General features: G+C 69.2%; 17 protein-coding genes. 6 read left to right on the top strand and 11 right to left on the bottom strand.

Features of this window, described 5'->3' with window-relative positions:
- Window positions 1-109: 109 nt before the first annotated feature.
- A complete protein-coding gene (locus tag SACTE_RS25900) occupies window positions 110-922 on the top strand; it encodes an AfsR/SARP family transcriptional regulator (RefSeq protein ID WP_014048976.1) in 813 nt (270 codons plus the stop codon).
- A gap of 147 nt (window positions 923-1,069) precedes the next feature.
- Here the strand turns inward: SACTE_RS25900 and SACTE_RS25895 are convergent, their stop codons facing one another.
- From SACTE_RS25895 to SACTE_RS25880, 4 genes are all read right to left on the bottom strand, one after another.
- Window positions 1,070-1,819, bottom strand: coding sequence for an SDR family oxidoreductase (locus SACTE_RS25895; protein ID WP_014048975.1), 750 nt, complete (start codon window positions 1,817-1,819; stop codon window positions 1,070-1,072).
- A 75-nt stretch (window positions 1,820-1,894) separates the two neighbouring features.
- Window positions 1,895-2,518 carry a response regulator transcription factor gene (locus SACTE_RS25890; protein WP_232793474.1) on the bottom strand — a complete coding sequence of 208 codons (624 nt, stop codon included), beginning with the start codon at window positions 2,516-2,518 and terminating at the stop codon, window positions 1,895-1,897.
- 622 nt (window positions 2,519-3,140) lie between these two features.
- Complete coding sequence (locus SACTE_RS25885; RefSeq protein ID WP_014048973.1) at window positions 3,141-3,950, bottom strand: class I SAM-dependent methyltransferase; 810 nt, start codon at window positions 3,948-3,950, stop codon at window positions 3,141-3,143.
- Window positions 3,951-4,042: 92 nt separating this feature from the next.
- Window positions 4,043-4,303, bottom strand: a complete 261-nt coding sequence (locus SACTE_RS25880) for an acyl carrier protein (protein WP_014048972.1) — start codon at window positions 4,301-4,303, stop codon at window positions 4,043-4,045.
- Window positions 4,304-4,553: 250 nt separating this feature from the next.
- Here SACTE_RS25880 and SACTE_RS25875 point away from each other — a divergent pair, with 250 nt between their 5' ends.
- The gene (locus SACTE_RS25875) at window positions 4,554-5,558 is read left to right on the top strand and encodes a ketoacyl-ACP synthase III family protein (RefSeq protein ID WP_014048971.1); all 1,005 of its coding nucleotides are present in this window, start codon (window positions 4,554-4,556) and stop codon (window positions 5,556-5,558) included.
- Window positions 5,559-5,662: 104 nt separating this feature from the next.
- Here SACTE_RS25875 and SACTE_RS25870 read toward each other — a convergent pair whose 3' ends face one another.
- From SACTE_RS25870 to SACTE_RS25850, 5 genes are all read right to left on the bottom strand, one after another.
- A complete protein-coding gene (locus SACTE_RS25870; RefSeq protein WP_014048970.1) occupies window positions 5,663-6,913 on the bottom strand; it encodes a ketosynthase chain-length factor in 1,251 nt (416 codons plus the stop codon).
- Window positions 6,906-8,171 carry a beta-ketoacyl-[acyl-carrier-protein] synthase family protein gene (locus SACTE_RS25865; protein WP_014048969.1) on the bottom strand — a complete coding sequence of 422 codons (1,266 nt, stop codon included), beginning with the start codon at window positions 8,169-8,171 and terminating at the stop codon, window positions 6,906-6,908. Before SACTE_RS25865 ends, SACTE_RS25870 begins: the two co-directional genes overlap by 8 nt.
- Window positions 8,172-8,270: 99 nt before the next feature.
- Window positions 8,271-9,470 (bottom strand): cytochrome P450, encoded by a 1,200-nt coding sequence (locus SACTE_RS25860; RefSeq protein ID WP_014048968.1) that lies wholly within the window; start codon window positions 9,468-9,470, stop codon window positions 8,271-8,273.
- Window positions 9,471-9,795: 325 nt separating this feature from the next.
- A complete protein-coding gene (locus SACTE_RS25855) occupies window positions 9,796-11,301 on the bottom strand; it encodes an FAD-dependent oxidoreductase (RefSeq protein WP_157839235.1) in 1,506 nt (501 codons plus the stop codon).
- A gap of 422 nt (window positions 11,302-11,723) precedes the next feature.
- Complete coding sequence (locus SACTE_RS25850; RefSeq protein WP_014048966.1) at window positions 11,724-12,692, bottom strand: ATP-binding cassette domain-containing protein; 969 nt, start codon at window positions 12,690-12,692, stop codon at window positions 11,724-11,726.
- A gap of 97 nt (window positions 12,693-12,789) precedes the next feature.
- Here SACTE_RS25850 and SACTE_RS25845 point away from each other — a divergent pair, with 97 nt between their 5' ends.
- Complete coding sequence (locus tag SACTE_RS25845) at window positions 12,790-13,602, top strand: TetR/AcrR family transcriptional regulator (RefSeq protein ID WP_226995184.1); 813 nt, start codon at window positions 12,790-12,792, stop codon at window positions 13,600-13,602.
- Here the strand turns inward: SACTE_RS25845 and SACTE_RS25840 are convergent.
- Both SACTE_RS25840 and SACTE_RS25835 read right to left on the bottom strand, forming a co-directional pair.
- The gene (locus SACTE_RS25840) at window positions 13,569-14,573 is read right to left on the bottom strand and encodes a methyltransferase (RefSeq protein ID WP_014048964.1); all 1,005 of its coding nucleotides are present in this window, start codon (window positions 14,571-14,573) and stop codon (window positions 13,569-13,571) included. The genes SACTE_RS25845 and SACTE_RS25840 overlap by 34 nt on opposite strands.
- 145 nt (window positions 14,574-14,718) lie before the next feature.
- On the bottom strand, window positions 14,719-15,660 hold the full coding sequence (locus tag SACTE_RS25835; protein WP_014048963.1) for an aromatase/cyclase: 942 nt from the start codon (window positions 15,658-15,660) through the stop codon (window positions 14,719-14,721).
- A 208-nt stretch (window positions 15,661-15,868) separates the two neighbouring features.
- Here SACTE_RS25835 and SACTE_RS25830 point away from each other — a divergent pair, with 208 nt between their 5' ends.
- The 3 genes from SACTE_RS25830 (at window position 15,869) to SACTE_RS25820 (ending at window position 18,585) form a co-directional block, all read left to right on the top strand.
- Entirely contained in the window at window positions 15,869-16,546 is a 678-nt protein-coding gene (locus SACTE_RS25830; RefSeq protein ID WP_014048962.1) for a TcmI family type II polyketide cyclase, read from the top strand.
- Window positions 16,543-17,748, top strand: coding sequence for a cytochrome P450 (locus SACTE_RS25825; RefSeq protein ID WP_014048961.1), 1,206 nt, complete (start codon window positions 16,543-16,545; stop codon window positions 17,746-17,748). The genes SACTE_RS25830 and SACTE_RS25825 overlap by 4 nt, the downstream gene beginning before the upstream one ends.
- A gap of 135 nt (window positions 17,749-17,883) precedes the next feature.
- Window positions 17,884-18,585 carry a Clp protease N-terminal domain-containing protein gene (locus SACTE_RS25820; RefSeq protein ID WP_014048960.1) on the top strand — a complete coding sequence of 234 codons (702 nt, stop codon included), beginning with the start codon at window positions 17,884-17,886 and terminating at the stop codon, window positions 18,583-18,585.
- Window positions 18,586-18,951: the final 366 nt, after the last annotated feature.

Below are 18,951 nucleotides of genomic sequence, written 5' to 3'. Positions count from 1 at the left end.
GGTCACCGGGGCGGGACCTTCGCCCCGCAGCATTGCCTGTCACACAAAGGGATCGGCAGAGTCTGGTTCGAGGCCCGATCCGACGTTCACCGTGTGGAGGCATTCGTCCGTGTTGCAATTCCAGGTACTCGGCCGCCTAACCGTCACCAACGATCTGGGCGACTGCACGCCGACCGCGCCGATGGCGCGGCGGGTGCTGGCGCAACTGCTCCTGTGTTCGAACAACATCGTCATGCTCGACACGATCATCGACGAGCTGTGGGGGGACAAACCGCCGAAGAGTGCCGTCCCCACCGCGCAGACGTACATCTACCAGCTGCGGCGTCAGTTCGAACCGTGGGTGCCGGCGGGGACGGTCGAGCAGGTGCTCGCCACGTGCGGCACCGGCTACATGCTCCGGGTGGACCCGGACCAGCTCGACCTGGGAGCGTTTCTGCGGCTGGCGAAGCAGGGGCGCACCGCACTCGCCGCCGGTGATCCGGCCGCGGCGGCGCGGCTGCTGCGACAGGCGCTCGACCTCTGGTCGGGGCCGGCGCTCGCCGATGTGACCGCCGGCCCGTCGATCCAGGCGCACGTCGTCCATCTCACGGAGCAGCGGGCGCACACCGTCGAACTGCGCATCCAGGCCGACGCGATGCTGGGACGGCACCGGGAGCTGGTCGGGGAGCTGAAGGCCACGCTGCTGACCGACCCGCTCAACGAGTGGTACCACGCGCAGCTGATCAAGGCGCTGGCCTCCAGCGGCAGACGGAGTGAATCCCTGGTCGCCTACCAGCACCTGCGCAGGACACTGTCGACCGAACTCGGCCTCGAACCCTCGGGGATGCTGCGGGAACTGCATCAGGAGGTGCTGGCCGGACGCGACTCCTGGTCGGACTGGGAGGTCTCGGGGAAGCCCCGCGCGGAGCAGCTCACTCGGTAGTCACCGCCACGCGCAACGACCGCGGCGGCGGAGCGAGGATCGTCGCGAGGGCGTGTCCGGCCATGCGCGTCGGATCAGCGGGTACCGCCCGCCCGGCGGAAATCGTCGGACACGGCCCAGACGATCCTCGATCGGGCGGGTACCGCTCTACCTGTTGTGAAGGAGCCGGCCGCCGTCGACGACGAGGGTGTGCCCGGTGATCCAGGACGCCTCGTCCGACAGCAGGAAGGCCACGGCCGCCCCCACGTCGGCGGCTTCGCCGAGTCGCCCCAGCGGGATGGAACCGATCACCTTGTCCTCCCTTCCTTCGAGATTCGCCCTGGTGAAGTCGGTGAGCACCGTGCCGGACGCGACACCGTTCACCCGGACCGCGGGCGCGAGTTCGTTCGCCATCTGCCGGGTGAAGTGGTTCAGCGCCGCCTTGGCCGTCCCGTAGGCCGTGCCGTCGGGAACGGCGAGTTCGGCGGCGATCGAGGAGACGTTGACGATGGAGCCGCCGTGCTCGCCGAGCCAGCCGTGCCAGGCCGCTTGGACCCAGGTCAGCGCGGAGATCAGGTTGATCTCGACCGTACGCCGGTACGCCGCCACATCCGCGTCGACCAGCCGGCGGGCCGTTCGCTCCGTACCGCCGACATTGTTGACCAGCAGATCGAGCGATCCGAACCGGTCGACTGCGGTCGCCACCGCGATCCGCTGATGCTCGGGGTCGTTGGCGTCACCGGCGACCGCGACGGCCCGTTCCTCGCCGAGTTCGGCGGCAGCCTTGCGCAGTGCGTCCTCGTTGCGTGAGGTGATCACGACTTTCGCACCGCGCTCGACCAACGCGGTGGCGGTGCCGAAGCCGAGCCCGGTCCGACCACCGGTCACCAGCGCGGTTTTGCCTTTCAAGCTTGCCACGATCTGTGTACCTTCCCTCGATCTGCACCTGCGGTTTCTGGACCTTGTCGCTCGGCGGCATTTCTCCGGACGGTTTCACCCTGCGCGAGCGATGAGCCCGATGGAAACAGCCTTGTTGACCGCTTCGAGTCGGGAGCGGGCGCCCAACTTCGTGAAGATGGTGCCCAGATGGCGCTTCACCGTGCCTTCGGCGATCGTCAGCCGCCGCGAGATCTGCCGGTTGCTCATGGCCTTGCTCACCAGGGTCAGGATTTCCATCTCGCGTCTGGTGAGCACGTCCGGGCAGTCCGCCGTCGAGGCGATGTGCGTCAACGCCTCGACGGATACGTGGAGCACGATACGGATGTTGTCGGCACACACCGCGCGAATACTGGACACCAAGTCGGTCCGGCTCGCCGACTTGTTCAGACAGCCCCGGACACCGCAGTCGAGCAATTGGCGCACCAGAGCCGGATCGTCGGGCATGCTGACGATCAGGACTCTCGCGTGCGGCGATGCGGAGCGGATGGCGCGCACCGTTTCGGTCAACGACTCGTCAGGAATGTTCCCGTCGAGCAGCACGACGTCGGGTTGTTTGATGTCGCAGTGCAGGATGCCTGTCGAACTACTGGCGGCGACGCCGACGACGACCATGTCCGGTTCTACGTTGAGCGCCTCGCACACCACCTCGCGCAGCAGCGCATGGTCGTCGATCAGCACTATTCGCAATTGGCCGGCACAGTCAGGCTGCATGCCGCGCCCCCGGACCGGGCGGCGGTTCCCATGACCGTTCCGGAACCCCCCGGGAGTGGTGCACGTAAAACCTTGCGGGCTCCGTCAGGATGCCAAGGCCGACGACATCTGCCGTTTTCCATTTCAGCACCCACTCGAGATTATGGACCGAAATATCGGCATGTCGCTTTACCGTTAAATCTTTTGCCGCCACAGCCGCCATCACTCCCCCGTATTCGCTGGCGCACGACATACCGTAGCCCGGCCCTCCACTTCCCAACAAGATCATATCGAGCCGTTTTAGCATTTCTTGGGGAAAGAGTCGGCGGCGGTAACCGGGAGTGCAACCCGATCGCCGCGCCGCTGCCACGGCGAACGGCTGTTCGAGAGGCAGGAACCACCGTGCGACACCCGGAGGGGAGATGTTGAAGCGCGACCCCGGAGGCGCACGGTTGTCTGTGCCGATGTGTACCGCTATGACCGTTGAAGCCGGTACGCGCAGCGGCGGCCACCCCTGCCGGGACTCCCGGACGCCCGCCTCCCGGCCCGCCCGCGCCCTATGCCTCACCTTTACTTCGGCCGGCCCGCCTTCAATTCCGCCGGTTCGCCTTTACTTCGGCACCCGGACGACGGTGGTGTACGTATGGTTGGTCACCATCTCGAATTCCGGGTCCAGGAGTTTCTCACGGATTACCGAAAGGTCGGCTTCGGTCAGCCCGGTCCGACTCAACAGGAAGGGTTCCAGCATTCTGCTGTGCAGCCGGGCGAGCCGTGCGGTCGGTGTCCCGCCCTCCCCCTGCGCCCGGAAGTCCCGCACCACGAAGTCCCGGTAACCGGCGGCGGCCAGCACGTCCGGCGTACGCACCGCCCAGCCGAAGTCCATACCGGTCTCTCCGGCGAGCTTGTGCACACCGTCGTGGTATTCCTGGAAAATGCGCTCCGTGTATGCGTCGACCGGGGATTTGATGATGCCCTCTTCGGCGCAACCGCAATACCAGTCGGTGAGCACCAGCGCACCGCCCGGCCGGAGGCGCGCGGCCAGCCGTGCGGCGACCGCGTCCTTGTCGGCCACGTGCATCAGCACCAGCCGGGCGTGAATGAGGTCGAACTCCGTTTCCGGCCACGGGTCCTCGGTGAGATCGTGGCGGATCGCCTCGATCCGCGGGTGGTCGGGGACGTGCTGGGGCTTGAGGTCGCTGGCCACCACATGTCCGGATGTCCCCACTCTGGCGGCCAGCCATCGGGCGACGGAGCCGTCCCCGGCGCCCACCTCCCAGCAGCGCCAGCCGTGGCCGACACGCACTTCCTCCCCCAGGGTCCGGAACGTCTCCCGGTTGAGGATCTCGGAGAGCAGACCGAGCTGCTCGGGTGCTTCCGGTGCGCCGTTGTCGAAGCGTTGCTCGTGCTCTGTGCTGTACATGGTCATCTCCTTGATGAGCCGTCCGCGCCACCGGGCCGCGGCCAAGGCCTCTCGTTCGGATCGTGCCGGGCTCGATCCGAACGAGAGACCCCCTAGATCGACGTGGGCAGCAGCTCGTTGACCAGTTCGACGAACTGCTTCGGCGTCGCGTTCTTGCCCGTCCTGTCGTCCTCCGGCAGGCCGATGCCGAGCTCTCGCTCGACCAGGAGCGTCACCTCCACCATCGCGACCGAGTCGTAGCCCATGTCGGAGAAGGTGGTGTCGCCGATATCGCCGTCCAGGTCGAATCCTTCGTCCTCGCCGGCAGCCTCGCGTATGTGGCCCACCAGATCCGCCTGAGTGAAAGTCGCCATCGTCGATCCCTTCGTCTCGTGACGTCGAGACCAACATCGCCGGGGCGCTTCGACACCCGATCGAGTACCGCTCGACGGCGGCGCCCGGTATGCGCGCCCGACAGGTACGACGGGACAGCCCTCAGGGGCTTGTCGGCGTCCGTTCACCGCGGCAAGGCCTCGCCTGGGCCTCGACCGAGCCTTGGCCGGACATCACGACCATGACCGGATAGGGGAAACCCGGGGCAATCCGATCCGTGGGAGGAAGAAGATGAGCGACGGAATCTACATCGCCGCCGCGAGCGCGTGGCTGCCCGAGCGGCTGACGCTCGACGAGGCGGAGCGCACCGGCCTCGCCGATCGGGCGCGGGTCTGGAACACCGGCATCGAGTCGGTGTGCGTCTCGGCGGACAAGTCGGCCCCGGAGATGGCGGTGCTGGCCGCACAGGACGCGCTCACACGCGCCGAGGTCGGGCCGGAGGACCTGCATCTGCTGCTGCACGCCTGTGCCTACCACCAAGGTCACGACATGTGGCCGGCGGCGTCGTACGTCCAGCGCTTCTGCGGCGGTGGCTCCTGTCCGGCCGTCGAGGTCCGCCAGATGTCCAACGGCGGCATGATCGCCCTGGAACTCGCCGCCGGCTACCTGCGCGCGTACGACCGCCCGACCGCCCTGGTCACCACGGCCGACCGTTTCAGCCTGCCCGGCTTCGACCGCTGGCGCAGCGACCCGAGCACCGTCTGCGGCGACGGCGGCACCGCCGTGGTGGTGTCCACCCGCACCGGGTTCGCCCGGCTCCGCGGACTCGTCACGGTGTCCGATTCCGGGCTGGAGCACGGTAGCCGGAGCGAGCGGTTCAGTGACGCCCCGTTGGCCGCGGGAGCGCCGATCGACCTGAACAGCGACTCCTTGGTGCGCGAGCTCGGGGTGGAATTGCTGATCAACCGCATCGAGGCGGGCCAACGGGAGGCATTCGACCGGGCCTGCGCCCAGGCGGACGTCAAACTCAGCGACATCGACTGGTACGTGCTGCCGAACCTGGGCCGGACCCGGATGCGGGCACAGTACTTCGACCCGTTCGGCATCGATCCGCAGCGCTCGACCTGGTCCTGGGGCCGGCAGGTCGGGCACCTCGGTGCGGGCGACCAGTTCGCCGGGCTGGCCCAGCTCGTCACCGAGGGCGCCCTGGAGCCGGGGCAGACGTGTCTGCTGGCAGGCGTCGGCGCCGGCTTCACCTGGACGGCCGGCATCCTGGAGATCATCGCCACGCCGTGAACCGGGCGATGCCGGGTCGGGGGTGCCGGCGTCACCGGCAGATGCCTCGTCCGGGAAGGACGCCGGTGGCAGCCGTCGCGGACGGCTGCCACCGGCGTCCTTCTTCACACCGCCTTCAACACCATCGCGGAGTTGATGCCGTCACTGCGGGCCAGCACCAGAGCGGTGGACACGGTCGTTTCCCTCGGCCGTCCGAGTACCAGGTCGAGCTGGTCGGACCGAACGGGGTCGGTCACATTGATCATGGGCGGGATGACACCGTGCCGCATGCTCAACGACGCCGTGGCCACGTCGAGCGCCGGGCCACCGGAGTACAGCCGGCCGGTCATCGTCTTCGGCGCGGTCACCGGAACACCCCGTGGACCGAACACGGCGGTGACGGCGGTGGCTTCCGCGCGGTCGAGTGTGCCGACCCCGGCCGCGTCCGCGAACACGACGTCGACCTCGGCCGGCGTCACACCGGCGTCCGACAGCGCGGACTCGATCGCCCGCCGCAGCCCGGGCTCGCGTGCCGAGCCGGGCCGGGGGTCGAAAGTGGTGGCATACCCGGCGATTTCGCAGTACGGCTGAACACCCCGACCGTTCGCGTGTCCGACCTCCTCGACCACGACCATGGCTCCGCCTTCTCCAGGCACGTAGCCGGACGCGGCGGTGTCGAACGGCAGGTAGGCCCGGGTCCGGTCGTCGACCGTGCTCATGTGGCCGGTGGTCAGCTCGATCGTCAACCCGAGCGGGCACATCGCGCTCTCCACCGCACCGCACATCACCACCGGCAAGCCGTCGGCCACGTAACGGCGGGCCTGCGCCATGGCGTCCAGGCCGCTGGTGTTCCCGGTCAGGACGCCACCGGGGCCGTGCCACCCATGCCTGATGGAGATCTGCCCGGTGTTCACCGCGTAGAACCAGGAGAACGAGAGATAGGCGCTCACATGATCACTGCCGAGGCTCCAGAGCTTCTCCAGCTCGCGCTGGCTGTACTCGAGCCCGCCTGCGGAGAGGCCGGTGACGATGCCGACCTGGTCGTCCGGGAGGGCGGTCGGATCCAGGGCGGAGTCCCGAACCGCCGCGTCCGCAGCGATCAGCACCAGTCGGGTGGTCTGATCGGTCTGCGGCACCAGACGGCTGGGGATGTACGCGCGTACGTCGTAGTCGGGCACCTCACCCGCCAACGTGGCGGGGTACTGCGCCGGGTCGAACCGGGTGATCCGGTCTATGCCTCCGCGCCCGTGGAGGACGGCGTCCCAGTACTCGTCGGCGTCGAACCCGTTCGGCGCGACCACCCCGATACCGGTGATCACTGCGCGAGGGGGCGCCGGCGTCGTGCCGTCGTCGCTCCCCGGAACTGCCCTACTCATCGGATCCCCCCTTGGTCAGCACCATGGCGCTCTGGAAACCACCGAAGCCGCTGCCCACTTTGAGCACCGTCCGCAGATCCGCCTGCCGCGCCGTCAGCGGCACGTAGTCGAGACCCAGCTCCGGGTCGGGCTCGTGGAGGTTGGCCGTCGGCGGAACCAGTCCGGCTTCGATGGCCATCGCGCACGCCGCGATCTCGATCGAGCCGATCGCGCCCAGCGAGTGGCCGATCATCGACTTGATCGAACTGACCGGTGTCCGGTAGGCGTGGTCGCCGAGACTGCGCTTGAACGCGTCGGTCTCGTGGCTGTCGTTCTGTTTCGTGCCGGAGCCGTGCGCGTTCACGTAGTCGACCTGGTCGGGCACGCGCCCGGCCATCCGCAGCGCCACCTCGATGGCCTTGGCCAGTTCGGCGCCTTCTGTCCTGAGTCCGGTCATGTGGTAGGCGTTGGCACGCACGTCCCATCCGCCGATCTCCGCGTAGATGTGCGCGCCACGTGCCCTGGCGTGGTTCAGCTCCTCCAGCACCAGCATCGCGCTGCCCTCGGCGAGCACGAAGCCGTTCCGGCTGCGGTCGAAGGGACGGGACGCGGTCGCCGGTTCGTCGTTACGAGGCGTCGTCGCCTTGATCGCGTCGAAGCAGGCGACGCAGATCGGTGAGACGGACGCGTCCGAGCCACCGGCCAGCATCACGTCGGCGGAGCCTTCACGAATCAGCCGTGCCGCGTGGGACACCGACTCGATGCCCGCGGTGCATCCCGTGGACACCAGCGACACGGGACCTTCAGCCCCGGCCGTCCAGGCCACGTCCGCGGCGATCGACGTCGGGACGAGATAGTTGTACAGGTGCGGCACCGCGTACTCGTGGTCGAGGAGCCACTTGCGTCCGCCGTCGGACAGCACGTTGTACTCCCGGTCCAGGCTCATCGTGCCGCCGATGGCGCTGCCGACACTGACCCCGCAGCGGTGGGGGTCGGTCTCGGCCAGGTCGAGGCCGGCGTCCGCGACCGCTTCCCTCGTCGCGGCCACGGCGAGCTGCGCGCTGCGGTCCATGCGCCGGATCTCCTGCGCGGACAGTCCCTCCGCGACCGGGTCGAAGTCGCACTCACCCGCGATACGGGAGCGGTGACCGGACGCGTCGAAGAGCGAGATGGTGCGTATGGCCGAGGTGCCCGACGAGATCAGTTTCCAGAACTCCTTGGCGTTTCCACCGCCCGGGGCGCGTACTCCGATCCCCGTGATCGCGATCCGGCGGTTCATCGCGCCCTCACCGTTCGCGCGCTGACTGCTGCATTCGGCATGTGGGTCTCTTTCCTGACAACGGTCCATGGTGGGTAAACGGACTCTTCGATGCCGAGGTCAGGCATCGAAGGTGACCGGCAGCGCTTCCAGGCCGCGGATCGTGAGGCTGCGCTGCCATCGCAACCGCTCCGGCGGTACGGACAGCGCGAGGCCGGGCAGCCGGCGCAGCAGCCCGTCGAACGCGATCCGGCCCTCCAGCCGGGCCAGGGGGGCGCCGAGGCAGAAATGGGCGCCCCGTCCGAAGGCCACGTGCGCGTTGTCCGCACGGGTGACGTCGAACTGGTCCGGTGCCGAGAACTTCGCCCCGTCCCGGTTGGCCGACGCCAGTGACAGAAGCACCGGGTGCCCCTTCTCGACGCGCGTGCCCGCTATCTCGACGGGTTCGAGCGGGAACCGCCACGTCGACGTCTCGAACGACCCGTCGTACCGGAGCATCTCCTCCAGCGCCGAATCCACCAGATCGGGTCGCTCGCGCAGCCGGGCGAGCTGGTCGGGGTGGCGCAGCAGGGCCAGGGTGCCGTTCCCGATCAGGTTGACCGTCGTCTCGAAGCCTCCGACCAGCAGCAGCGAGAGCATGGACAGCAATTCGGCCTCGTTCAGCCGGTCGTCGGCGTCCCGGGCCGCGATCAACGCGTCGACCAGTCCGTCGGCCGGCTCACGTCGGCGCTTCTCGACCAGCCGGGTCAGGTACTCGAGGAGATCGCGCAGTCCGACCGGCCGCGCGTCACCGCGGTCGGCCTGGGCGGAGTCCGTGTTCGTCCACCGCCGGAAGTCCTTCGTCCACTGGCGGAACACGTCCTGGTCCGCTTTGGGGACTCCCAGCAGCTCGCAGATCACCGTGATCGCCAGCGGGAACGCGAACTCGGTGACCAGTTCGGCCCGTCCCCGCGGCACGATCGCGTCGAGGAGCCCGTCCGTGATGTCCTGCACCTGAACGCGCAGGCCCTCGACCCGGCGGGCGGTGAAGGCCGTCGACACCAGCCGACGCAGCCGCGTGTGTTCGGGCGGGTCCGTGGTCAGCAGGTGCGTCCCGAGTCCGGTCCGGTCCTCCAGCGGCCTCCCCTTGCCCGCCTCCTGCCAGTCGAGCGGTGCGTTGCGCGGGTCCTTGCTCATCCTGGGATCGGACAGCAGTTTGCGCACGTCCTCGTACCGGGTCACCAGCAGCCCGTAAAGACCCCGGCCCTCCAAGACCTGTCGGACCGGCTCCTCCGCACGTAACCACGCGTACTCGGGATAGGGATCAGCGCCGAAATCCATCCTCCGCCTCCTCTGCCTCGGTGTTCGGTTCCTGACCGGCCTCGCGTTCCACTCGAACCTGATCCCTTCCGGCCCGGCCTTCGCCCTCGTGCTGGGAACGTCCGCGAACAGCGCGCGGTGAGCGCGCGTCTGCCCGGGATCGGTGGTCGAGGCATCACATCGCGCCGATGCTCGCGTCAGCGGATCGAGGCGAGTTCGTGTGTGGTTCGACTCGAAGGGGTGGGGCGTGCGGAGACGGCCCGGATGTCGGGGCCCGGGCCCGGGCAGCGTGCGGCCGGCACCGACTGCGCCGGTGCCGGCCGCATGCCACGGCTACGGATCCGCGTCACTCTCCCTGTCGGCACAGGATCCGGTCGAGCGCGTCCCGCAGGTGTTGGGTGCTGGTTGCCGCGGCATGACGCGTGGTGGCGGTACGCCAGCCGACGAACCCGTCCGGGCGGACGAGCACGGCGCCGTCCTCCTTGATGCCGGCGGCCTCCGCCCACCCTTCGACCGCGTGCGCCGTGATGCCCAGGGTCCGTGCCGCGTCCAGCCAGTGGCCGGCGTCGGTCCCGGTGATCAGCGTGAACCCGTCGACGAGGTCGACCGTGGACCGTCCGTCCGGAAGCCACCGGTGCGGCAGGCGACTGCCCGGTGCCCCGTCCAGTACGAGGTTCTCCATGTCGGAGAGAGGTTCCGGGTCGATCACCGCGCGGGAGTCGTACCGGTAGCCGATCACGGGGATCATGATGCCGGCCATGCCCACGGCTGCCCGGTCGGCGGCCCGGCCCGCGTCGTTGTCCCAGTGCAGGTCCCGGTTTTCGGCTCGGAGCACGGTCTGTCGCATGGTGAACAGTGCGACCGGCCGGCGCTCGGCCTCATAGGTGTCGAGCAGGGCGTCACCGCCGGCAGCCAGTTTCCACGCCAGGTTGTGGCCGTCGGCGATACCCACGTTGAGCCCGAGGCCGCCGACCGGCGGCACCACATGCGCAGCGTCACCCACGAGGAAGACGTCGCCCTGCCTGAACCTGTCGGCCACCCGCGCCGTCGACGACCAGGGCAGCAGGCTGATGATCTCCGGCTCGACGTCGGTGACGCCGGTGGCGTCCCGGATCTGCTGCTGTATCCGCTCGACGGGGGTGTCCGGGTCGCCGTTCGGGATGTGGAAGACCCAGCGGCCGGTGTCGTCGACCTTCAGCAGGATCCCGGACGCCCGCTCGTTGCGCAGGAACGTCATGGACAGCGGCGGGGTCGGCAGTTCCGCGCGGAACAGCACGTTGAGCATGTGTGAGCTGCTCAGTGGCCCCGGGCCGGTCACGCCGATGCCGAGCAGTTCCCGGATCCCGCTGCGGACTCCGTCGGCGGCGATCACGTAGTCTCCCGTGACCGTCCTGCCGTCCGCCGTGGTGACACTGCTTCCCGCCACCGCGACCACCTCGCTGCCGAAGTCGACCTGCCCGCCGAGCTCCCGCAGCCGTGCCAGCGCGGCCCGGTCCACCCGGTCCTGCGGGCAGCTTCCCAGCTTCGCCGGGCCGATCTCCGGCGGTTCGAACTTGGCCGTGACGGTGGTCAGGTCGGCCAGGCTCGACCCCGTCATGAGGCCCCGGACGAGATGGTCCGTCTCGATCTCGATGCCGGCCTCCCGCAGGATCTCCGCCGACCGGTCGGTGATACCGAAGGCCCGCGGGTGGTCGTTGACCTGTGACCGGCGCTCCAGCACATGGACCGAGACACCTTGACGGGCGAGGAAGACGGCCGTGCACAACCCCACCGTGCCGCCCCCGACGATCACTACACGCATGTTTGTCCCTCCGAGAATGAGAACAGCGGTTTCCTCACGGGCGCGTCGCACCCGTGCGGGTTCTGGATGTGCTGCCGCGCGTCCGCCGCACCCTCGGGCGGCGGACCACGCGGACGGATCCGCAGTCCGGCGCGGGCGAAGCGACCGGGCCGACAGCGGCACGAGGACCAGCAGCGGCAGACCGGCCCCCAGCAGGCTCGCGGTCGCGGGGTGGGTCAGCGGCCACGCGGCCTCGGGCCCGGGAAGTGACCGGGACGCCGAACAGTTCACGCAGGGCCGTCGCCCATGGGTTCAGCGGGTTCCACTCGCACAACGCGCGAAGCCGCACCGGCGTCCGGTCGGCGGGCGCGAGGACATCGGACACCCCCGCGAGGGGCGGGGCCGACGCTGCCAGGCCGACCGCGGCCCGTGCCGAACGCACCACCCGCCCCAGGTGTGTACCGTCAGCGTCCAACCGCCGGCCAAGAGGTCCATCACGCCGTCCCCGGCGCCTCGGCCGGTTTCACCGGTTCGATGCTCCTGCCGGTCAGTGCCAGGAAGACGTCGTCCAGGCCGGGTTCACGGATCCCGACGTTCCGGATCACCGCACCGGCCGCGTCCAGTTCGCTCACGATCAGTGGCAGGGTGGGCATCGGGTCCACCGCGGCGACGACGATGCGCGCTCCGTCCGCCTCCGGGCACCGGCCTGTGAGCCTCTCCAGCCGCGCCATGGCACTGGGCAGATGGTCCGTCGACTCCACGACGACGTCGATACGACTGCCGATGTGGGACTTGAGTTGGGCCGGGCTGCCTTCGGCGATCAGTTGGCCTTGGTCGATCACGCCGACCGCGGAGGCGAGCCGGTCCGCCTCCTCCAGATGCTGGGTGGTGAGCAGGACCGTGGTGCCGTCGGCCACCAGGCGGCGAACGCTTTCCCAGATCTCGACGCGGCTGCGGTCGTCGAGCCCCCTGGTCGGCTCGTCGAGGACGAGCAGGGCGGGAGTTCGTAACAGACCGGCGATCAGGTCGATCCGGCGGCGCATGCCACAGCAATAGGTGCCGACGAGCCGGTCACCGGCGTGGGCGAGCCCGAACCGTTCCAGCAGCTCGTCGGCGCGCCTGCGGGCGCCGCGCGAGCCGAGCCGTGAGAGGCGGCCGAAGATCCGCAAATTCTCCCGGCCGGTCAGTTCGTCGTCGAGCGAGGCGTCCTGACCGGCCAGGCCGATCACCTTCCGCACGTCCGCCGGGTTGCGGGCCACGTCGAAGCCGGCGACGACGGCCCGTCCGCTGCCGGGCCTGGTGAGAGTGGTCAGGATCCGCACGGTGGTGCTCTTGCCCGCGCCCTCGGGGCCGAGCAGGCCGTAGACGGTGTGCGTCGGCACCACCAGGTCCAAGCCGTCCAGCGCGACGACGCCCCCGAACCGCTTCCGCAGATTCTCGGTGTACACGATCGCGTCTTCCATGCATCAACCCCTGACCGAGTACGGTGTACGCAATTTTAGCGTAGCCAACTGAGTACACCGCACGCAAGTATGCGGCGGGCCGCGTAGGATGGCTGCTGTGTCGGACTCGAAACCAATCATCTGGATGCGACCGGAGAAGCCGGCGCGAGGCCCCGCGCCGACGCACAGCCGTGGGCAGATCGCCGCGGTGGCGATCGACATCGCGGACTCCGAAGGCATCGAAGCCGCGTCGGTGCGCGCCATCGCCAAGAGACTCGGCACCGGTGCGATGACCCTCTACCGCTACCTCCCGGCCAAGGAGGATCTCTACACGGTGATGATCGACGAGGCGACGGGCTTCGAGCCGCAGGAGCCGACCGGCGATCTCCGCGCGGACCTGACGACCCTGGCTCACCGTCGTCGGCAGATCTTCCTGCGGCACCCCTGGCTCGCCCCACTCCTCGCCACCCGCCCGATCATGGGCCCCAACTTCATGCGCGGCATGGAACGCGATCTCGCCGTTCTCGCCGGCTGCGGTCTGGGCATGGACGAAACGGTCGACGTACTCAATCTGATCCATTCCTGGGTCGGCGGAGCCGTACAGGCCGAGTTGACCGAGCGGGCGAACGCGGACCGGTCCGGCGTCGATCGTCATGCCTGGCGGCTGCGGATGGAGCCGTACCTCAAGTCCCTTCTGGCTACGGGTGAGTTCCCCCACCTGAGCCGGATGGTCCAGGTGTCCGAGATCGGGGAGGCCGACGAGCGGTTCGAGAACGGCCTGGCGATCATCCTGGACGGAATCGAAGCCCGGTTCTCGACGGCCACCGGGACGAACGGAGCGCGCCGGCCGGTCGGCGACACCGACGGTGGTCCGCCTGCGACGCGGCGCGCGACCGTTCAGCGCGCCGCGCGCAGTTCGACGACGGAGTAACGGCCGGCCGGCGTGACCGAGGTGGTGTGCAGGCCGACGGCTCCCGCCAGTTCGGCCAGTTGCTCAAGGGTGTGCTGCCGACCGCCGAAGTAGCCGAGCATGCGCAGGTCACCCTCCGTCTGCACGGTCCGGTCACCGAAGTAGTCCACGACGAGCACGCGCCCCGTCGTCCGCGCCGCGTCGGCGCAGCGGCGCAGGATGCGGGCGGCCGCCGCGTCGTCCCAGTTGTGCAGGATGCTCGACAACAGGTATCCGTCCGCTCCGGCCGGAAGAGCGTCGAAGAAGCTGCCTGCCACGGTGTCGGCCCGATGGTCGAGACCGGCCGCGGCGATGGCCTTCCCGGCCCGGCGCACAGGACCGGACAGGTCGACGACCGTCCCTCGCAGATCGGGGTGGGACTGCAGAACGGCAATCAGCATGCTGCCGTCGCCACCACCGACGTCGACGACGTGCCGAAGTGTCCCCCACGGGTACGCCCCGGCCACGGCGGGCGCGTGCGCCGTCAGCCTGGCTCCCATCAGCGCATCGAAGGACTCGGCGCGCCCGTCGTCGGACGACAGGTCGTCCCAGAACGTCACGCCGTACTGCCGAGGGAACGCCGCCTCACCCGAACGTACCGTGTGCAGCAGGTGAACGAGGCTCAACTCGGCGTGGCCCAGCGCTCCTTCGATGTCGAGTATGGCCCGCATCCCCTCGGGTTCACTCTCGCACAGGTGGCGGCCCATGGCCGTCAGGCCGTATGCGCCGGGGCCGGTACCCGACAGCACGCCTGCGGTCACCAAGTGGTCCAGCAACCGCCCCAGCGCGTCCTGGTCGGCGTCCACGGCCTCGGCCAGCGCCTCGGTCGTCCGGATGCCCGCGGCAATGTGGTCGGCCAGCCGCAGCGTCGCCGCCACCCGGACGGCCATCGGGGTCAGCAGATCAGCGGCTGCCCACACTCCCCCGCCTCTGGCGGTCGTCTCCTCGGCCATGACTCCTCCTGACTCGACGGTTCTCTGTTCGTTGGACCCGGCCCGGACGGGTGTCGTTGCCGGTACGGCAGCGCGCCGTCCGGCCGGGTGGTTCCTCGCCACTCGCGCTGCGGCGAGAGCGCCCGGAGGCTGGTGCGTGCCCGGTTCAGAAACCGGCGCGCTCCTCCGCGTACGCCTTGGCGAGGCGCAGGTTGCTCATGCTGTTGCCGCTCAGCAGACGCCGCAGGTACCGGCGGGCCTCACCGACCGTCGTCGCGCCGCCCAGCTGGGACAGCGCCGACCGCTTGATCGTGCTGGTGTGCCGCGCCTCGGCGACGACGCCTTCCGGCGTCTCGGTGAACCGCCAGTGGCCGGTGTGCGCGTCCAGCATCGCGGGCAGTGAGATCTGCTTGTACACGATCAGTCGGGACGGGAGGCAGATCCGCACCGAACGGACGGTGTGCGTGCTGCCGTCCGGGCCCTTGGTGTCCATGTCGAAGAACTGGACGTTCGGCTCGTCCTCGGTCATGGCGAGTCCCACCACGTGCGGAATGCGCTCCGGCCACAGGTCCGCCCGGTAGAGGTAGTCGTAGGCGTCTTCGACGGAGCCGGCGATGAACAACGGGTCGGTGAAGGACACGACGAGTTCGTCCAGGTCGGCATGGCGCTCCGCCGTGTCGCGCAGCGTGGTCAGGCAGTCCTCGCTGTCCTGGGCGAGCCCGTCCAGCAACGGTCCGAGATCGGCGTCGGCCGGCGCGCCGACCTGGTGGGACAGCTCGACCCGGGTCCGGTCCGGAGCCAGTTCGGTGAAGACCCACTCGCCGCGGAGTTCGGTGGCGGGCGGTCGGGCCTCCATGTGGGCGAAGGTGATACGGCGTCCCGGCCGGTCCGTGCGGCGCACGGTCTGCCAGGTGCGGACGGCGGCGTCTCCGTCCAGAGCCCAGTACTTGACCAGTTCCCCCTTCTCGTTGGCGTGGACCGTCTCCGCGTGCACCGCGGACAGGTGGAACTGCGGCCATCGTGCTACGTCCGCGACCAGGTCGAACACCGTCTCGACATCGGCGTCGATGGTGATGCCGTGCTCGACTCGCCGCTGTGTACTCGACACAACAAGACACCTCACAAGCGTCGTAACGTCCGGATCCGTCGCGCTCGACGATGTCCGTCCTCGATCGACCTCGCTTCGAGGACCCTTCGAGTTCGCCGTCGGCGGTCCGCCCCAGGCCGTCGACCGGGCGTCGATCCGGCGTCGAAGGCCGGGCCACAGGCTGGGCACGCCCTCGAAACCCACCCCCGCCTATCGTGAGGAGACGCCTATGCCGAGCATCGTCACTGTCGGCGCGTTCGACAGCGGTGACGTCGCCGACGTCACCAAGATCCTTCGGGAGTTCGACGGCGAGGTCGCCTCCGAACTGCCCCAGCTGCGCCGCAGACAGGTTTTCAGCTACAGCGACCTGTACGTGCACATGCAGGACTGGGACGTCGACGACCCCGACGAGGCGTACCGGATCATCACCACCGACCCCCGGTGCACGCAGCTGGACGAACACCTGTCGACCTATTTCGGCGATCACGCCGCGACGGACGACTGGGACGGCCCGGTCGACCGGCCGACGGCCGAACGTTTCTACCTGTGGCCGACCGAGCGACTGGGCGACCTGGAGCAGACGTACAGCGCGGTGATCGTCAACACCCAGCGGCAGGAGCACATCGCCGAGGTGTCACGGCTGTTCGCCGAATCCGACGCGACCGATATCCCGCAGAAGATGGGCACGCTGCGCCGCCAGATCTATCTGTGGCGCGGCATCTACCTGCACGTCCAGGACTTCGCCGTGGCCGACAGCATGGAGGCGATCAGCGAGGTGTGGACGGAGGGCGATCCCCGCTTCCTCCAGCTCGTCGACGACCTCACGGAGATCATTCCGCCGTACGACCCGCAAGACAATTCACTGGCCACCCGCTTCTACCACTGGGCTGCAGAGGTGTCAGCATGAGCACACTACCGGCCCACCCCATTCGTCGGCAGCTCCCCGGCGTACTGCCGGCCGAGTACGAAACGTTGCGGGAACGAGGCATCGGCCAGGTCCAACTGCCCACGGGCAAACTGGTCTGGATGGTGGTGAGGCCGGAATACGCCCGCATCGTCCTCTCCGACCCGCGGTTCAGCTCGGACAAGACGGACGACCGCTTCCCGAAGCTGACACCCAACTCGTTGATGAAGCTGCGGTACTGCGCACCGTTCATGATCAACCTGGACGGTCCGGAGCACCTGCTGAAGAAGAAGTCCATCATGGACGAGTTCTCCCCGGAAGGGCTCGCCCGGCTGCTGCCGCGCCTGCGGGTCGCCGTGGAGGAGAGGATCGACGACATGCTGGGCCGGCGGACGAAGCCGGTCGACATGGTGAAGGAGCTGTCGTTCCCCGTCGCGTGGCAGTTGCAGGAGATGTTCCTCGGCATCCCCGCGGCCGAGCTGAGGACGATGCGGGACAACGTCTGGAAGCTGCTGCTCGGCACCTCCACCGAGGCCGAGGAGAGGGCAGCGGCCGACCGTCTGAACGGGCACGCGGAAGAGGTCCTGAAGGAGAAGGCCAAGCATCTCGGCGACGACATGATGAGCCGTCTGATCGTGCAGGAACGCGAGAAGCACGGCGAGGTCGACTGGTACGAGCTCGCGCCTCTGATGCTGTCGAACGCCCAGGGCATCCACAACTCGGTGTCCACGATGATCTCGCTGGGCGTGCTCACCCTGCTGAACCACCCTGAGCAGCGGCCGGCGCTGCTCGCCCGGCCGGACCGGATGGCGATCGCGGTGGACGAGATGCTGCGTTACTTCTCGGTCAACGACGGAACCCCCATGCGGCTCGCCACCGAGGACGTGCTCATCGGCGACACGCTGGTCAAGGACGGTGACGGCCTGGCGGTGCCGACGCTGCCCGTCAACCGCGACCCGTCGGTGTGCCCGTATCCCCATCAGCTCGATCTCATGCGGGAGGAGCCCGCCCGGCACCTGGCGTTCGGTCACGGACCGCACAAGTGCCCGGCGGACCGCCTGGTGCCGAGCCTGCTCGAGATCGTCTACACGACGCTGTTCGAGCGGATCCCGACGCTCGCGCTCGCCGTGCCCGAGGCGGAGCTGACGTACAAGTACCACTCGATCCAGGCGTTCGGCCCGGCCGAGATGCCGGTCACCTGGTAGGCGCGCGGTCCGCCGCGCGCTCATCGGCAGGGCGCGTGGCCGCCGCGGAGCGCGGTGGCCACGCGCCCAGGGCCGGAGAAGAGAGGTGACAACCCCGGGTTGACACTCCTCGACTGACAACCTAAGGTTGACATCATGACTCAGATCACTCCGCCGGTGAAGCTCGACGAGCTCATCACGGCGATCACCGAGAACCACACCACCGCCCTCGACCAGCTCAGCGGCGCCATCGTGCTGGCCGACCACATCGGCGAGGTCGCCGACCACCTCATCGGCCACTTCGTCGACCAGGCCCGTCGTTCCGGCGCCTCCTGGACCGACATCGGCCGCAGCATGGGCGTCACCCGGCAGGCCGCCCAGAAGCGGTTCGTCGGCAAGCCCGACTCCAAGCCGTCGAACGCCTTCGAGAGGTTCTCCCAGACCGCCCGCAGTGCCATCATCGCGGGCATGAACGAGGCCAAGGTGGCCGGCAACGCCGAGATCGTCCCCGCGCACGTCCTCCTCGGCCTGCTCGGCACCGAGGGCAGCGCGGTCGGCGCACTGCGGGCGCAGGGTATCGACCTCGACCAGGCGCGGGGCACGGCCGTGGCCGCCCTGCCGGCGCGCAGCGACGCCGATCCGGTCCTGACTCCGTACGACGCCCGCGCGAAGAAGGCGCTGGAACTGGCATCCCGGATCGCCCTGCGACTCGAGCGGGACAGCGTCAGCACCGGCCACATCCTGCTGGGGCTGCTGGAGGAGGACGGCGCCGGGGTCCTGTCCTCGCTGGGCGTCGACGCGACGGCGGCCGAGCGTTTCGTGGCCGAGGCCGCCGACGAATCGTCCGTCGCCTCGTAGCACGACCGGCCGCGCCCGATCGCGACCGACCGCGTTCGACCGCGTTCCCCGCGTTCGTCCGCGGATGCCGGCCGGCGCAGCGGCGGAGTCCCCGGAACGGGAACGGCGCGGGAGCTCCGGGCGAGGTGGAGCCTGTCGAAGGCGACACCCGCCCGGATGCCCTCGCGCGCCGTGCGCTGCCCCTGCGACCTGTCGCGCCTCATGCGCCGTGGACCGCCTGCCCGGGAGCTACGGCGGCCGGACCTCCCGCGGAGGTCCGGCCCCCGCTCCCCTTCCCCGTCCCCGTACGTACGGAGTGGTGTGATGGCTTTCGACCGGACGCGGATATCCGGCCTTCGGCGCGCACGAAAGGCACGTCGACGCGAG

Origin of the sequence: Streptomyces sp. SirexAA-E (genome assembly GCF_000177195.2) — a bacterium.
Classification (GTDB): domain Bacteria; phylum Actinomycetota; class Actinomycetes; order Streptomycetales; family Streptomycetaceae; genus Streptomyces; species Streptomyces flavovirens.
The sequence above is the reverse complement of the archived record's forward strand: the minus strand, read 5'-3'. Positions and strand labels throughout refer to the sequence as shown.

Coding starts and splice junctions, on each gene's coding strand:
- SACTE_RS25885 (WP_014048973.1), bottom strand. CDS start 3,950: ATGTACAGCACAGAGCACGAGCAACGCTTCGACAACGGCGCACCGGAA.
- SACTE_RS25880 (WP_014048972.1), bottom strand. CDS start 4,303: ATGGCGACTTTCACTCAGGCGGATCTGGTGGGCCACATACGCGAGGCT.
- SACTE_RS25875 (WP_014048971.1), top strand. CDS start 4,554: ATGAGCGACGGAATCTACATCGCCGCCGCGAGCGCGTGGCTGCCCGAG.
- SACTE_RS25870 (WP_014048970.1), bottom strand. CDS start 6,913: ATGAGTAGGGCAGTTCCGGGGAGCGACGACGGCACGACGCCGGCGCCC.
- SACTE_RS25865 (WP_014048969.1), bottom strand. CDS start 8,171: ATGAACCGCCGGATCGCGATCACGGGGATCGGAGTACGCGCCCCGGGC.
- SACTE_RS25860 (WP_014048968.1), bottom strand. CDS start 9,470: ATGGATTTCGGCGCTGATCCCTATCCCGAGTACGCGTGGTTACGTGCG.
- SACTE_RS25850 (WP_014048966.1), bottom strand. CDS start 12,692: ATGGAAGACGCGATCGTGTACACCGAGAATCTGCGGAAGCGGTTCGGG.
- SACTE_RS25840 (WP_014048964.1), bottom strand. CDS start 14,573: ATGGCCGAGGAGACGACCGCCAGAGGCGGGGGAGTGTGGGCAGCCGCT.
- SACTE_RS25830 (WP_014048962.1), top strand. CDS start 15,869: ATGCCGAGCATCGTCACTGTCGGCGCGTTCGACAGCGGTGACGTCGCC.
- SACTE_RS25825 (WP_014048961.1), top strand. CDS start 16,543: ATGAGCACACTACCGGCCCACCCCATTCGTCGGCAGCTCCCCGGCGTA.
- SACTE_RS25820 (WP_014048960.1), top strand. CDS start 17,884: ATGACTCAGATCACTCCGCCGGTGAAGCTCGACGAGCTCATCACGGCG.